General features: G+C 71.8%; 13 protein-coding genes. 2 read left to right on the forward strand and 11 right to left on the reverse strand.

The genetic code is table 11. The features are described 5' to 3' along the window. Positions 1–51 precede the first annotated feature (51 nt). Complete coding sequence (locus ACWED2_RS10365; RefSeq protein WP_449690156.1) at positions 52–2,061, forward strand: DUF6541 family protein; 2,010 nt, start codon at positions 52–54, stop codon at positions 2,059–2,061. A gap of 127 nt (positions 2,062–2,188) precedes the next feature. Here ACWED2_RS10365 and ACWED2_RS10370 read toward each other — a convergent pair whose 3' ends face one another. Next, positions 2,189–3,070 carry an LLM class flavin-dependent oxidoreductase gene (locus ACWED2_RS10370; RefSeq protein ID WP_449690157.1) on the reverse strand — a complete coding sequence of 294 codons (882 nt, stop codon included), beginning with the start codon at positions 3,068–3,070 and terminating at the stop codon, positions 2,189–2,191. Positions 3,071–3,166: 96 nt separating this feature from the next. Here ACWED2_RS10370 and ACWED2_RS10375 point away from each other — a divergent pair, with 96 nt between their 5' ends. Next, positions 3,167–3,964 (forward strand): HAD family hydrolase, encoded by a 798-nt coding sequence (locus tag ACWED2_RS10375; protein ID WP_449690366.1) that lies wholly within the window; start codon positions 3,167–3,169, stop codon positions 3,962–3,964. 16 nt (positions 3,965–3,980) lie between these two features. On the opposite strand, the gene ACWED2_RS10380 is transcribed toward ACWED2_RS10375, so the two are convergent. The 10 genes from ACWED2_RS10380 to ACWED2_RS10425 all read right to left on the reverse strand — a co-directional run bounded on the left by ACWED2_RS10380 (position 3,981) and on the right by ACWED2_RS10425 (position 14,585). Further along, the gene (locus ACWED2_RS10380; RefSeq protein WP_449690158.1) at positions 3,981–4,709 is read right to left on the reverse strand and encodes a lysophospholipid acyltransferase family protein; all 729 of its coding nucleotides are present in this window, start codon (positions 4,707–4,709) and stop codon (positions 3,981–3,983) included. A gap of 9 nt (positions 4,710–4,718) precedes the next feature. After that, complete coding sequence (wsfD, locus tag ACWED2_RS10385; protein WP_449690159.1) at positions 4,719–6,197, reverse strand: glycan biosynthesis hexose transferase WsfD; 1,479 nt, start codon at positions 6,195–6,197, stop codon at positions 4,719–4,721. Beyond that, the gene (locus tag ACWED2_RS10390) at positions 6,194–7,987 is read right to left on the reverse strand and encodes a hypothetical protein (protein WP_449690367.1); all 1,794 of its coding nucleotides are present in this window, start codon (positions 7,985–7,987) and stop codon (positions 6,194–6,196) included. Before ACWED2_RS10390 ends, wsfD begins: the two co-directional genes overlap by 4 nt. Before the next feature lie 242 nt (positions 7,988–8,229). Next, entirely contained in the window at positions 8,230–9,189 is a 960-nt protein-coding gene (locus tag ACWED2_RS10395; protein WP_449690160.1) for a lysylphosphatidylglycerol synthase transmembrane domain-containing protein, read from the reverse strand. A gap of 12 nt (positions 9,190–9,201) precedes the next feature. Further along, positions 9,202–10,443 (reverse strand): acyl-CoA reductase, encoded by a 1,242-nt coding sequence (locus ACWED2_RS10400; protein ID WP_449690161.1) that lies wholly within the window; start codon positions 10,441–10,443, stop codon positions 9,202–9,204. Beyond that, positions 10,440–11,492, reverse strand: coding sequence for a LuxE/PaaK family acyltransferase (locus ACWED2_RS10405; protein ID WP_449690162.1), 1,053 nt, complete (start codon positions 11,490–11,492; stop codon positions 10,440–10,442). Before ACWED2_RS10405 ends, ACWED2_RS10400 begins: the two co-directional genes overlap by 4 nt. Continuing rightward, entirely contained in the window at positions 11,489–12,883 is a 1,395-nt protein-coding gene (locus ACWED2_RS10410; protein ID WP_449690163.1) for an AMP-binding protein, read from the reverse strand. Before ACWED2_RS10410 ends, ACWED2_RS10405 begins: the two co-directional genes overlap by 4 nt. Continuing rightward, the gene (locus tag ACWED2_RS10415) at positions 12,880–13,617 is read right to left on the reverse strand and encodes an SDR family NAD(P)-dependent oxidoreductase (protein ID WP_449690164.1); all 738 of its coding nucleotides are present in this window, start codon (positions 13,615–13,617) and stop codon (positions 12,880–12,882) included. Before ACWED2_RS10415 ends, ACWED2_RS10410 begins: the two co-directional genes overlap by 4 nt. After that, positions 13,610–13,855, reverse strand: a complete 246-nt coding sequence (locus ACWED2_RS10420) for an acyl carrier protein (RefSeq protein ID WP_326945597.1) — start codon at positions 13,853–13,855, stop codon at positions 13,610–13,612. Before ACWED2_RS10420 ends, ACWED2_RS10415 begins: the two co-directional genes overlap by 8 nt. A 10-nt stretch (positions 13,856–13,865) precedes the next feature. Continuing rightward, on the reverse strand, positions 13,866–14,585 hold the full coding sequence (locus ACWED2_RS10425) for a UDP-N-acetylglucosamine acyltransferase (protein WP_449690165.1): 720 nt from the start codon (positions 14,583–14,585) through the stop codon (positions 13,866–13,868). Between the last annotated feature and the right edge of the window lie 127 nt (positions 14,586–14,712).

The raw sequence follows: 14,712 nt of genomic DNA on the forward strand, positions 1-14,712 counted from the left end.
GCGGCCCGCACCCACCTATCACATTTCGGCCTACGACACACCTGGAAAGCAGTGCCTGCACCCGAGGACTTCTGGAGCTACTTCGGCGCGGTGGCCACCTACCTGGCCGTGCTGGCGGTCCCCGGCGGGGTCGTCGGCTGGGCCGCCGGCCTGCGCGGCTGGGCCCTGGCCGGGCTCGCGCCGCTGCTCAGCTACGCCATCACCGGCCTGGCCGGCCCGTGGCTGGCCATGGCCCACATCCCGTACGGCTCGCCCAGCGTGGCCGTGGTCACCCTGCTGCTCGCCGCTGTGCTGTACGGCCTGCGGCGCCTGGCAACCGCGCGTGGCTGGCTCACCCCGGGCGTCGAAGAGCCGGGGCTGCCGTGGACGCGCCGGGCGCACCTGGCGGTCGGGGCCTGCGTCGCGATCGCCGTCGCGGTGTCGATCGTCGTGGTCGTCTCCGGCCGCGGCGGGACGACCGCGGTGTTCCAGCGCTGGGACACCGTGTTCCACGCGAACGGCATCCGCTACATCGCCGAGACCGGCGACGGCTCCCTGACCGGCATGGGCACCATCAACTGGTACCCGGCGGGCTCCTTCTACCCGAACGCCTACCACCTGGTCGGCGCTCTGGTCTACGAGCTGTCCGGGACGTCGATCCCGGTCACGCTGAACGCGGTCACGATGCCGATCGCCGGGCTGTTCGCGCTGGCCATGGCCGCGCTGGTGCGCCAGCTCGGCGGCCGCGCGGTGTTCGCGGGCAGCGCCGCGCTGGTCGCGGGCGGGGCGACGACCGGGGCGTACGAATCGGTGTCGAGCGGCCTGCTGCCGTTCGCCCTCGGCATCGTGCTGACGCCGCTGGCGGTGATCGCGCTCCAGCGGTTCGTCGCGCGGCCGGGCGTCGACACCGGCGCGGTGCTGGCACTGAGCGCGACCGGCCTGCTCGCCGCGCACTCGAGCGCGCTCTTCGGGGCGATCCTGTTCGCGTTCCCGCTGGTGGTGCAGCGCTGGTACCGGGTGCTGCGTGGCCGCCGCGTCGACGGCGTTCCCGAGGGCAAGCGCGCCTGGCGGGTCGTCGGCGGCGACGTCCTGCGGATGCTGCCGGTGATGGTGGTGGCCGGGCTGCTGGCCGCGCCGATGATCCTCGGCGCGATCGGCTTCACCTCCGGCTCGTACCCGTACTACGCTTGGGGCTCGCACATGCCGGTGTGGAAGGCACTGACCATGCTGGCGACGTTCAAGCAGGTGCTGCCGGTGCCGCAGATCTGGCTGACGGTGTTCCTGGCGATCGGCGTCCTGACGCTGGGGGCGCTGCGGCGGATGCGCTGGCTGGTGCTCTCGGCGCTCGGGCTGTCGGCGTTGTTCGTGGTGGTGGCGTGCTTCGGCGGCGAACACTGGGTGGTCAGCCTGTCGCGGCCCTGGTGGAACGACCGGTTCCGGCTGATGGCGCTGGCGTCGATCCCGCTGTGCCTGCTCGCCGCGCACGGCATGAGCGAGACCCAGCGGTGGGTGGCGAAGCTGGCGAGCGGGCGCGCGTGGGTGCGCGCGCGGCCGTGGCTGACCGGCCGGGTCGGGCTGGCGACGGCGGTGCTGCTGGTCGTGGCGATGGGCGTGCTGACCGGCGGGTTCTACCGCGCGGCCAACGCCAAGACGGTGTCGCTGCTCTACTACAACGGCCTGCCGGGCGAGGTGGTCCCGCCGGTCAGCCAGGACGAGATCGACGCGATGGACCACCTCGGCACGCTCGGCATCCCCGCCGACCAGAAGGTGCTCAACGACCGGCTCGACGGCACGGCCTGGATGTACGCCCTGACCGGCGTGCACCCGGTGGCGGGCCACTACGACGCCGGCGTCGCGCCCCCGGACGCGCTCTACCTCGCCCGGCACTTCGTGGACTACGACAGCGATCCCGAGGTGCGCGCGGCCGTGCGGCGGCTGAACATCCACTACGTGCTGGTGGGCAGCGGCACCATCCGCCGGGACACGCCCATCGCATGGGGCCTGCAGCACCTGGACGGGCACGACTTCCTGCAGGTCGTGTACCGGAATCCGGGCGCGGTCATCTACCGGATCGTGAAGTAGAACGCCCTCGTGACCGCGGCGCCCCTCCGCGGCCACGAGGGCCCCCGCACCCCCGGGGTGTCTGCAAGTACCGACGCCCGGAGGGCGGGAATCGGTTTCCCGATCATCCCGATGTCACTCGTTCGGCCTAACGCAGCTCCGGCAGGACGTCGCTCGCGACCTGCTCCAGGACGGCCTCCCGGCCCTCGTAGGGCGACGACGACCGCGGCCAGTGCGAGATGACGTCGGTGAAGCCCAGCTCCCGCGCCCGGCCCACCGCGTCGCGGAACGCCTCCACGCTGCTCAGCGAAAACACCGGAGAGGCGTCCAGGCTGAGGTGCCGCTGGATGCTCGCCCGGTCGCGGCCCGCGGCGTCGAGCCGCCGGTCGAAGAGCTCGGTGAGCTCCTTGATCCCGGCCCACCAGTCGTCGGCGGTTGCGCCGCCCTTGCCGGTCGTCACCCAGCCCGCGCCGAAGCGCGCGGCGAGGGTCATCGTGCGCGGGCCGTTCGCGGCGACGACGAACGGCAGCCGCGGCCGCTGGACCGGGCCGGGCAGGTTGCGGGCTTCGCGGGCGCGGTAGTACTCGCCGTCGAAGTCGAACTTGTCGGTCATCAGCAGCCCGTCGAGCGCCTCGACGAACTCGGTGAAGCGGTCGGCGCGCTGCTTGACCGTCAGCTCGGGGGCGTCGAGGACGGCGCCGTCGTAGTGCTGGTGGTCGACGCCCGCGCCGACGCCCAGGATGAACCGGCCGTCGGAGATGTCGTCCAGGGTGTTCAGCTCGCGCATGAACGGCACGGGGTGCCGGGCGACCGGCGACGCCACGAACGTGCCGAGCCGGATGCGGGACGTCACCATCGCCGCCGCGGTCAGGGTCGGGACGGCGGAGAACCACGGGCCGTCGACCAGGTTTCTCCAGCCCAGGTGGTCGTACGTCCACGCGTGGTCGAAGCCGTACTCCTCGGCGGCGCGCCACTTCGGCTCGGCGGCCCACCAACGATCTTCAGGGAGAATGACGATGCCTACTCGCACAATGCCGGACGCTATCGGTTACCACCGGCTGTCGCACGGACGGGGAAGGCTTCCCCCGAACGAGTCAGGGACAATGGCGGGGTGGAGAGACCCCAGTTGATCGCGTCCGACGTCGACGGCACCCTGCTCGGCCCCTCCGAATCCCTGACCGGCCGCACGATCGCCACCGTCCGCCGGGCGATCGACGCGGGAGTGCCGTTCGTGCTGGCCACCGGCCGGCCGCCGCGCTGGATCGCGCCCGTGTCCGGGCCCCTCGAACTCACCGGGTACGCGGTGTGCGCGAACGGCGCCGTCCTGTACGACTGCGGCCGTGAGGAGGTCGTCGCGGTGCACGGCCTGCTGCGGCCCGAGCTGCTCCACGACATCGCGCACGCACTGGACAAGGCCCTGCCCGGCTGCCGGCTGGCCACCGAGCGCGTCGGCACCGACGCCGACCACGACATGCGCAACTTCGTGATCGAGCCGGACTACCACAACCCGTGGGGTGACGGCGAAGGCCGCACCGCGCCGCGCGCCGAGGTGCTCGGGCACCCGGCGATCAAGCTGCTGGTCAGCCACCGCGGGATGTCGTCGGCGGAGATGGCGGACGCGGTGAACGCGCTGTTCGACCGGGACGTCGACGTGACGTATTCGTCGTCGGGCGGGCTGGTCGAGCTGTCCGCGCACGGCATCACCAAGGCGACCGGCCTTGCCGACGTGGCCGAGCGGCTCGGCGTCGAGCCCGAGCGGGTGATCGCCTTCGGCGACATGCCCAACGACGTCGAGATGCTCCGCTGGGCCGGCCACGGCGTCGCGATGCAGAACGGGCACCCGCAGGCCCGGTCGGCGGCCGACGAGATCACGGGCCCGGCCGGCGAAGACGGCGTCGCGCAGGTCCTGGAGCGCTGGTTCTAGCCGGTTCTAGCTGGTTCTAGCGCCGGTCGAGCTCGGCCGCTTCGGCCGGGGTCGGCGCCGTGCCGCCCAGGTGGGCGGGCAGCCACCAGCGTTCGTCGTCGGACGCGGGCTGGTCGGGGTACTCGGCCTGGGCGCGGTCGAGCAGCGCGCTCATCCGGGTGCGCAGCTCCTTCGTCACGACGTCCCAGTCGTCACCCTTGGCCGGGTGCATCGGCTCGCCGATGAGGATCGAGATCGGCACGTGGCGGCGGGTCAGGTCCTTCGGCCGGCCCTTCGTCCAGAGCCGCTGGGTGCCCCACAGCGCCATCGGCACCACCGGGACGTCGGCCGCCGCGGCCATCCGGACGGCACCCGACTTGATCTCCTTGACCGTGAACGACTGGCTGATGGTGGCCTCGGGGAAGACGCCGACGACCTCGCCGGCCTGCAGCTTCGCCAGCGCCTCGCGGTAGGAGGCCAGCCCGGCGGAGCGGTCGACGGAGATGTGGTGCATCCCGCGCATCAGCGGCCCGGCGATCTTGTTGTCGAAGATCTCCTTCTTCGCCATGAACCGCGTCAGCCGCTTGGCCGGGCGCGCGCCGAGACCGCAGAAGATGAAGTCCAGGTAGCTGATGTGGTTGCACGCGATGACCGCGCCGCCGCGGCGCGGGATGTGCTCCGCGCCCTCGACCCGGATGCGGTTGTCGAGTACCCGGAACATCGTCCGGGCCGCCGCGATCACGGGCGGGTAAACCAGGTCGGCCATCCGGCAAGGTTACGGGACCGTAGGTTGCCGGCCGTCGTTCAGCGGGGAAGAACACAAAGCGGGCGGGGTCACACCGGGTGACCGCGGAACGGCCAGTACCACCGCGAGCAGGATCGAGAACAGCGCGATGGACTGGTGCTTGATGCCTTCGATGCCGTCGCCCAGCGCCGCCGTGCCGAACTGCGTCACCGAGACGGCGAAGAGGAACGCCAGCGCGACGCCGAGCGCGGTTCGCCGGCGAAGCCAGGCCCTGACCAGCACGAACAGCCAGATCGGCACCAGCGCGAACAGCCCGAGCGGGGCGATCAGGCCGGTCAGCCACGACACCACCGGCACCCGGTGCTCCTGCGCGTGCGGCGGGAACCCGGCGTCGGATTCGAAGCTGCCGAGGTAGTCCGGGCGCGCGGTGAGCTGGTCGGTGGCGGCCCGGTCGAGCACCGCGAGGGTCCGGCCGGGGTGGGTCGCGAAGTACGTCACGACGTTCCGGCGGCTGATCTTGTCGCGGTACTGCGGGTAACGCGGGTCCGTCGTCGCGGGGTGCGGGTGCCACCAGCCGTTGCCCGCGTACTGCGCGAACGACGCCGGGAGCCCGAGCTCGGCCAGATCGGCCAGGGTGTCGTGCTTCCCGTCGACGATGTTGAGGAAGATCGAGTTGAAGACGTTGATCTCGCGCGAATCGTCGCCCGGGAACGCGGTGTACGTGCCGTCGGGGGCTCGCGCCGGCTCGACGCTCTGCTGCGCGTAGAGCGTGACGGCGCCGATCGCGCCGATCACCAGCACCGCCGACGCCCACCGCCGCACCCCTCGCAGCCCACCGGGCCGGACCAGCAGGATCGCCAGTGCCAGGACCGGCAGGATGGTCAGCGTCTGGACCTTCGCGTTGACCGCGAGGACGCCGCCCACGAACGTCACGGCCATGCCCGCGTGGCTCCAGCGGCCCTCGCGCGCGGTCAGCAGCAGGCCGCCGACGGCGAGCAGCAGGCCGAGGAAGGCCGCGCCTTCGCCGAGGATCGCGGCGAAGTACCCGAAGAACGCCGAGTCCGCGACGACCAGCAGGAGCCCGGCCGCCACGGCCAGCCGGGTCCGGCGCGGGTGCGGCAGGCCGAGCACGATCGCGGCGACCGCCGCCGCGGCGATGACGCTGCTCAGCAGGCCCAGGACGACCAGGCTCAACGTGCCGGGGAGGCCGATCAGCCTGCCGATCCCGACGGCGAGGTCCGCGAGCCAGCTCTGCGTCAGCAGGTACGTCGGGCGGCACGGCGGCGCACCCGGGGCCGGTGTGTAGGCGAGGTGGACGAACGGCTCGGGCAGGCCCTTCCAGGTGATCCCGGCGCCGCACAGCACGCGGCCGCCGTCGCCGTTGTTGGACATCGCGATCGGCCGCGGCACCAGGAACCGCACCACGAACAGCGCGAGCGACGCCCCGAACACCCCGATCCCGAGCCGCGCCTCGGCGCCCAGCTGCCGGTCCGGGGCCTCGAGCTTCACGAAGGACAGGGTACGTAGCGGAAGTCCGGGCCCTTGTCGAGGTCGGCGACCAGGGACTTGGCCTGCTCCGCCCGCGGGTACACCGAGACCCAGTAGGGCGTGCCGACCCGGCGGAAGGTCGCGACCTGGTACTTCCCCGCGTACACCGGGTCGATGGCGCAGTGCTGGCTGTCGGCGTAGCCGCCGTCGGCAGGCACGGCGACGGTCGGGCGGCGGCCGTTGACCACGTAGTCGTAGTCGGTCGCGACGCCGCCGTCGTGCCGTCCTTCGCGGGCGATGTGGTCGTCGGTGCGCCCCAGGACGTCGATGATCAGCAGCTGCCCGCCGCGGGTGGCGAGCGCGCCGGGCGCGGCCGCGCTGACCACCGAACCGGGCGGCAGGTAGTCGCCCAGCCAGCCGCCGATTTCGGCGAGCTCGGTGCCGTGCGAGTGCCAGGCGCGGACGCGGTCGAGCATCTCGGGGCTGAACAACGAGACGAGGACCGCGATGCCGGCCAGCCCGCAGGCGACCACCGGGACGAGCCGCGGCGTGACGGGCTTCGGCCGCGGCGACGGTTTCGCGGCGATCTCCGCGGTCAGCACGCCGTACGTCCCGGCGGCGGCGACCGCGAGCAGCGGCGGCACCGGGGCCAGCAGCCGCCACGACGGACCGGGGTCGCCGCCGATGAGCACCGCGGCCGCGGCCAGCCCGGCGGCCATCGCGAACAGCAGCCAGAGCAACGCCCGGGCCTCGACGGTGACAACCGGGGCTCCGCCCCGCGCCGGGGGCTCCGCCACCCGAACCCCCGAAAAGCGCGCTGTGTCAACCGGGGCTCCGCCCCGCGCCGGGGGCTCCGCCACCCGGACCCCCGAAAAACCGGCTGTGTCAACCCGGGCTTCGCCCGTGCGACGCAGCACCAGCGCGACCGCGGCGACCAGGCCCAGCAGCAGGAACCCCTGGTGCGCCAGCGCGAACCCGGTCAGGTACGGCCAGCCGGTGGCGAGGTGGTCACCGAGCGGGCCGCCGAGCTTCGCGGCCAGCGGCGCCGGGAGGAAGTGCTGGTAGAACGTCGCGCGCCAGGCCAGCCGCGGGATCAGGAACACCAGCGCGCCCAGCAGGTACCCCACCGGCGCCCACCAGCTGTGCTTCTCCCGGAGCGCGGCACCGGCGAGCCACAGGCCGGCCAGCGCCGCGACCACCAGGCCTTCCGGGCTGGTCATCACCGCGAAGGCGACGAGCACCCCGGCGACGACCGGGCGGCGCGCGGCGAGCGCGTAGCCGACGGCGAGGACGAGCAGCACGAACAGCGGCACTTCGGAGCCCGACGCCCCGTACACGGCGAGGCCGCCGGCGCTCGCGGTGAGCACCGCGGCGGCCACGCCGATCGCGCGTCGCGGCTCGGCGCCGTCCGGGGTGGCCGCGGCGACGACCCGGTTGACCAGGAAGCAGGACAGGAGCACGGAGCCGAGCGCGGCGACGACCCCGAGGAAGACGGCCATGGCGCGGACGTCGGCGCCGAACGCCGCGCGCGGCAGGGCGACCAGCACCAGCCAGGAGAAGTTCGTGTACCCCTCGACGCGTTCGCCGGGGTTGAAGACCGGGCCGTTGCCGTCGGCGATGTTCTGCGCGTACCGGAAGGTGACGAGCGCGTCCTCGGTGACGGTCGCGAACAGCAGCTGGTGCACCAGGGACAGGCCGAGCGTGAGGGTGAGGACGAAGGCGCGCCAGCCGCGGTCGGCGTCGAGGCGGTTCCAGGTCAGCACCACGACGGCGGCGACGACCAGCCAGGCCACCACGACCGCGTAGACCACCCCGGCCCCTCCCCTCGTCACCGCACCTGCCCCGGCCGGGCGGGCCCACGCCAGGTTATCGACCAGCGGCCGCGAGGCGTTTCCCGTGGAGTCCCCGGCCCCGAACGAGGCGGATCGCATCCCCGCGACAGTCAAGCAGGGTATTCCGCCTGTCGGCATAACCCGATCGAGTGTTGTCCACAGGTGTAGACGCCTTGTGGACAACTTGTGGACAGCGGGGCGGGTCCCGGACGCCGGAGAGCTCAGGCGGAGGTGGCCACCGAGCGGGCCGCGACCGCCGCGAACCCGGCCGTGAGCAGGTCGGCCACCGTGAACATCACGCGGGAGGCCACCGCGAACGCCGTGGCCTGTCCGACCGTCAGGCCGCTGGCCGTCAGGACCGCGACCTGGGCCACCTCGCGGACACCGACACCACTGGGGAGGATGAACGCGAACGTGCCGACCGTCATCGCCACGGCCATCGCACCCACGCACAGCACGAAGCCGCCGAGGCCCGGCGCCCCCACCGAGTTGGCCAGCAGCCACAGGTGGACGCCCTGCAGGCACCACGCCGCCGTCGAGGCGCCGAACACCTTGCCGATCACCTGCCAGCCCAGGGGGTGCTGCAGCGGCGGCCGCCGGAGGATCCGCAGGACGAGCGAGGTACCCCAGGTGAGGATCTTCGGGTGGAGCATCGCCAGGCCGAGCGGGATGAGCACGAACAGCCACAGCGCGCGCGGGCTGTGGCTGAACACCGCCGGCGCCGCCAGCAGGGACACCACCAGTGCCGAGACCACGCCCACGCCGAGCTGGATCAGGGAGCCGGTGAAGATCCGGGCGCGGGCCAGGCCCGCCTTGCGGCCCAGCTCCATCTGCAGCAGGTACGCCCACACCGAGCCCGGCACGTACTTGCCGAGCGAGCCGACCAGGCAGATCTGCGCGCCGCGGGCGTAGCCGATCGGCTCGCCCAGGTCGTCGACCATCATCTGCCAACCCCAGGTCGACACCAGGATCGCCGCGACCAGGGCCACCAGGCTGAGCAGCGACGACTCCCACGCGACGTCACGCAGGGTGTGCCAGAACTCGCCCCAGTTGGCCGCCAGCTGCTTCGCCGCGAAGCCCAGGACCAGCACGATCGCCACCCACCGGACGACGTCGAGGATCTTCGCCCGGACGGACTTCGGCGGCTTTCCCGCAGCCGGCAGGTCCTCAACTGTCGTCATCGACGGCTCTCCTCAGGCCTGCACCGTGACCAGGCGGCTGAACTCGGAGAGCAGATCGTAACCGTCCCACACCGCCGAGAACGTCAGCGCGCTGCCGAAGGGCACGATCCGGTCGACGCCGCGGCCCGCGAGTTGGTGCGCGAACGCCGTCAGCTCTTCGGTGGTGAAGCCGAACTGGCTGACCGTCTGGTCCTTCCGGAGCACGATCGGCACCAGGTCGGCCAGCGAGGACACCCGGGCGTTCGCGAAGGTGCCCGCGCCGAGCCATTCGCGCGGCAGCACCGCCGGGTCGGTCAGCTCGAGGGTGGCCAGGCCGTTGCCCTGGAAGGCGATCTCCTTGACCAGCCCGTCGACCGCCGCGCCATACGCCGAGACGCGCTTCTGGACCGCCATCGCGGGCTCGGTGACGTGCTGCTTCGTCTCCAGCACCGCCGCCAGCAGGGTGCGGAACTCGCTGCCCGCGGCCTTGGCGCCGGCTTCGTCGCCGACCCAGAACACCGCGCGCGGCGACGAACAGGCGGCCTGGTCGAACCAGTACGAGTCGTTGTAGAAGCCCTCGGCGGCCGCGCGGCGCTCTTCGGCGGACGCCCGCTGCCACCCCGCCACCGAGGCGACGGCGAAGGACGAGCGGTCCGGGAACGTCAGGTCGCGTGCGTGCGGGGCGAGTGGGTACTTCCGCAGAGCCGCGACCGAGCTGTCGCCGCCCCAGATGACGCGCAGGTCGGCGGCCAGCGACAGGGCGCCGCTCACCTCGTCGCTGCGGTCGTAGGTCACCATCCGCTGGGTCGCCCGGACGGCGTCCGCCACCGAATCGTCCACTTCGGACAGAGCGGCGTTCAGCGCGTCCAGCACCGCCTCGGCCGCCCCCGCCGAGCGCGACGACACCCGCACGACGTTGTGGTTGCCCGCCAGCGCGGACAGCGCCCACGAGTAGACGAAGATCGTGTCGACGTTCGCCGGCGGCACGTGGAACACCAGCCCGCGCGGGAACCGCAGCGCGCTCCCTGCAGTGTCCAGAGTGGACAGCGCCTTCGCGATTTCGCCCTTGCGCAGGAAGAAACCGAGCGACGCCAGCTCCGGGAACCGGCGCGCGGTGGCCGGGGCCAGCAGCTTGCGGGCGAACTTCGTGACGAACTCGACGATCCGCGGGTCGCCGACGCGCAACCGGCCGCCGGGCGGCTCGGCGCGCAGCTCGTCGACCAACGCGCCGACCTCGACCGACGGACCGGCCGGGAATCGCTGGGTGAGGTTCACGCCGCCGCTCCCGAGAACGTGTCGGAGCACCCGCGCGCCTCGGCCTTGGGCAGCCGCCCGAGCACGGAGAAGTGCTTGCCCGGCCAGTCTCCGTCGTCGATGCCGTTGTAGACACCCAGGTCTTCGGTCAGCAGCACGTGCCCCGGGTAGGACCGCGGCAGCGTCGAAACGACCTCGATCACGCCCGGCTCCCCGACCGGCTGCTCTTCCCACGTCTCCGGATTGCGGATCACGACGTCGGCGAAGTCCGGGCAGTACAGCGAGTTCCCGGACGGTCCCTCGAGGAACACCGTGCCGATCTGCTCGATCATCCCGTAGTAGTTGTGGATCCGGGTGAGCCCGGTGTCCTCTTTGAACCGCCGCCGGAACTCGGTGTTGTCCACCGCGCGGTCGATCAGCTTCTTCCAGCCACCGGAGTGGATCAGGATCCCGTTCGACAGGTCGAGCCCGTGGTCACGCGCGACTTCGTAGAGGTACAGCCACACCATGAAGGTGAAGCCGAAGATCAGGAAGGGCTTGTCGCCGTACTCGGCGAGGAACTTCTTGACCGCTTCGACGTCCGGCTCGTCGTTCTCGTCGAGCACGTACGTGTGCTTGCGGCCGAAGTTCGCCATGCCCAGCACGCCCGCGCCGCGCGCGGAGAACGAGCGGCGGTTCTTGATGATGCCGATCGTGTCGACCATCAGCATCGGCAGCCGCTCGCCGCCGAGGACCTCCTGCAGCGTGGCGCCCAGCTGCTTGGTCTGCGCGCCCGCTGCCTCCTTGTCGAGGTAGATGCGGGACGCGCCGGCGCCGGTGGTGCCCGACGACGTCAGCGTCTTGAACACCTCGCTCTCCGGCACGGACTTGAGGTCGTGCGTCTTGAACATCCGCACCGGCAGCCACGGCAGGTCGGCGATCGAACCGAAAGCTGCGTCAGGCGCGATTCCCAGCGAAGCCAGGATCCGGTCGTAGCCCTCGGAATTCGCCCGGTGGTGGGCGGTGAGCGAAGCCAGCTCGGGCAGCAGCAAGGCTTCCCGGTCGGCTTGCGACCGCGTGAACACACTCATACCCGCCCCTCCAGGGTCCGGTAGTCGATCTTGCCGCTGGCCAGCAGCGGCACGGTTTCGATCGGTCGGACGTCGAACCCGCTGACGTGCAGGTGCAGCCGCTCGGACAGCGCCCGCGACGCGTCCTTGCAGATCTCCTTGTCCGCCCCCTCGGCGAACAGCACGACCTTGTCGCCGGCCGCCACCGCGGCCACCACGTCGATCCCGACCGCCGCCGTGCGCACGGCCTGCTCGAGATCGTCGAGGCTGACGCGGTTGCCGAAGACCTTGCCGATGCGCTTGAGCCGGCCGGTGATGAACAGGTACCCCTCTTCGTCGAGGTACCCGAGGTCACCGGTGGCCAGCACGCCACCGTGTTCGTCGCCTTTGGCCAGTCCGGACTCGTCGTCCGCATAGCCCATCATCACGTTGGGCCCACGGTAGACGACCTCACCGACGATTTTCGGGTGCGTGGTCTCCGACCCGTCGTCCCGGCGCACCGCGAACTTGCCGCCCGGCAGCGCCGGCCCGGCGGAACCGAGCTTTTCGGCCAGCCGCTCGGCGGGCACCGTCGTCATCCGCGGCGACGCCTCGGTCTGGCCGTACATGACGTACATCCGGCCGCCGACGGCGAGCATCTTCTCGTTGAACTCGGCGATCAGCTCGTCGCGCAGCTTCCCGCCCGCCTGCGTCAACGTCCGCAGCGTCGGGTACTTCGCGGGGTCGAACTTGAGCCGCCGCAGCATTTCGTAGTGGTACGGGACGCCCGAGAGCGAGGTGACGCCGTAGGTGTTCACCGCGTCCCAGAAGCCGCGGCCGAGCACGCCGGACGACTCGATCACGATGGTCGCGTCCCGCACCAGGTGCGAGTTCAGCACCGAGAGGCCGTAGCTGTAGTGCAGCGGGAGGCAGGTGGGCGCGACCTCGCCGGCGTCGATGTGCAGCACCTGCGCGATGGCGTCGGCGTTCGACAGGATCGCCTGCCGCGACAGCCGGACGAGCTTCGGGTTGCCGGTCGAGCCGCTGGTCGGGAGCAGGACGGCGAGGTCGGGGTGCGGCTGCACGCCCTCGGCGGAGCCGCGGACCCAGTCGGCGCCGCGCACCGAGTAACCGGATGGCGCTTCGCCCGAAGCCGCCAGCACGGCGGCCGGGCGGAAGCGCGAGACGAGCCCGGCGAGCACGTCGGCGTCGAGCGCCGGGTCGATCAGCGCGATCGGCCGGCCGGACTCGAACGCGCCCAGGTAGGTCAGCACACTCGGCAGGTCGACTGCCATCCGCGCGAACACGACGCCGGTGGGCAGCCCCGCCAGCTTCTCCGCCGCCCGGCCGACCTCGGCCGACAGTTCCGCGCCCGCCAGCGTGCGGCCCCCGGCCACGTCCACCAGCCGAGCTCCCGCACCCAGCAACGTCACAGCACCAAGCCTCCGTCGATCCCCAGCACCTGGCCGGTGATGAACGACGCTTCGTCGCTCACCAGGAACCGGATCGCGTTCGCCACTTCATCGGGCCGGCCCAGGCGCCCGAGCGGCGTCTTGCCGGCGTTTTCGGCCTTCGCGTCTTCGCTCAGGCCCGCCGTGAGATCGGTCTCGATCACGCCCGGCGCGACGGCGTTGACGCGGATGCCGGACCGGCCGAGCTCCTTCGCCGCCGAACGCGCGATGTTCGCCACCGCCGCTTTCGAGGCCGCGTACACGGTCTGGCCGGCGCTTCCGTGCTCACCGACGATCGAGGCGAGCACCACGATCGCCCCGGTTTTCTTCCGCATCATCGCCCGGGCCGCGGCCTGGACGGTGTGCAGCGTGCCGGCGACGTTCGTGCTCAATGTCGTGTCGACGAGCTCCTCGCGGATCATGCCGAGGAGCGCGTCCTCCATGATCCCGGCGTTCGCGACGACGATGTCCAGCCGGCCGTGCTCCTTGGCGACCCCTCTGACCAGCGAAGACACCGCCTTGGCGTCGGTGACGTCGAGGGCGAGCCCGGCCGCGGCTCCGGCCGCCGAAGCAGCCTCCTTGGCGCGAGACTCATCACGGCCGGTGAGCACCACCGTCGCGCCCGCTTCCACCAAAGCGCGCACGGTGGCCAGGCCGATCCCCCGCGTCCCGCCGGTGACGAGCGCAACGCGACCGGTCAGCGGCAAATCAGTCATTCTTCGACTGCAGCTCGGTCACCATGTCCACGGCGACCTTGAAGCTCGACATGTCGATGACCTGGTCGGTGTCGAACTCGACGTCGAACTCGTCCTCGATCGCCGCGACCAGCGCCATGTGGCCGACCGAGTCCCACGCCTCGAGGTCGCGGTACTTCAGGTTCTCGACGTCCACGTCGCCGTCGAGGTCCAGCGCCTCGACGAAGACCTCGCGCAGCTTGGGGGCGACTTCCGACATCTGACAGCTCCTAGTGTTCCTCGCGCGGGCGGGCGTCCCACGCCTTTACCAAGGTAGAGAGGTCGCCGGGCAGCGTGACGTCCGGGAGCCCTTCCTTGCCTTTCAGCCACGGCCCGAGTGCCTCGATCGTCTCCTCGTCGAGGCCGCGGCGGGACAGGCCGACGACGTTGATCCCGGTGACGCGGGCCGGGTTGCCGACGGCGATGGTGAACGCGCCGATCTCGCGCCGCACCGCCGAGCCCATCCCGATCATCGCGCCGGGCCCGATCACGACCTTCTGGTGCAGGATCGCGCCCATGCCGAGGTTCGCGCCGTCCCAGATGTGGCAGTGGCCGCCGGTGACGGCGTTGGAGGCGATCGTGACGCCGTCGCCGACCAGGCAGTCGTGCGCGATGTGCGAGTTGCGGAGGTAGTAGCCGTCGCTGCCGACCGTCGTCGTCCGCCAGGTCCCTTGGTGGACACTCACGTATTCGCGGATCCGGTTGCGGTCGCCGACGACGACGCCGTGGCCGTCGTGGTCCGGGTCACCGGTCGGGGCGTCTTCCCAGGCCACCGGGTGCGGGCGGCCGCGGTCCTCGCCGGGCGTGCCGATCGTCACGTGCGGGCCGATCCAGTTGCCGTCGCCGATCCGGGCCGGCCCGGCGATCACCGCGAACGGGCCGATGACGTTGCCGTCGCCGAGTTCGACGCCTTCGCCGATGACGGCGCTCGGGTGGATGCGGTTGGCCACGGGCGGGTATCCGTTCGTCGGCGGCTGGGTACTGGACGCGCTGCCGCGCCCGGTAACGTGTGGCCCGCGTTGCAGCAGGGCGGCCGGGCGCAGATCCGGCGGCTCACTGTACCGGACGCACCGAAAT

This window comes from Amycolatopsis sp. NPDC005003, assembly GCF_053600695.1.

Coding starts and splice junctions, on each gene's coding strand:
- ACWED2_RS10380 (WP_449690158.1), bottom strand. CDS start 4,709: ATGGCCGACCTGGTTTACCCGCCCGTGATCGCGGCGGCCCGGACGATG.
- ACWED2_RS10395 (WP_449690160.1), bottom strand. CDS start 9,189: ATGACGACAGTTGAGGACCTGCCGGCTGCGGGAAAGCCGCCGAAGTCC.
- ACWED2_RS10405 (WP_449690162.1), bottom strand. CDS start 11,492: ATGAGTGTGTTCACGCGGTCGCAAGCCGACCGGGAAGCCTTGCTGCTG.
- ACWED2_RS10415 (WP_449690164.1), bottom strand. CDS start 13,617: ATGACTGATTTGCCGCTGACCGGTCGCGTTGCGCTCGTCACCGGCGGG.
- ACWED2_RS10420 (WP_326945597.1), bottom strand. CDS start 13,855: ATGTCGGAAGTCGCCCCCAAGCTGCGCGAGGTCTTCGTCGAGGCGCTG.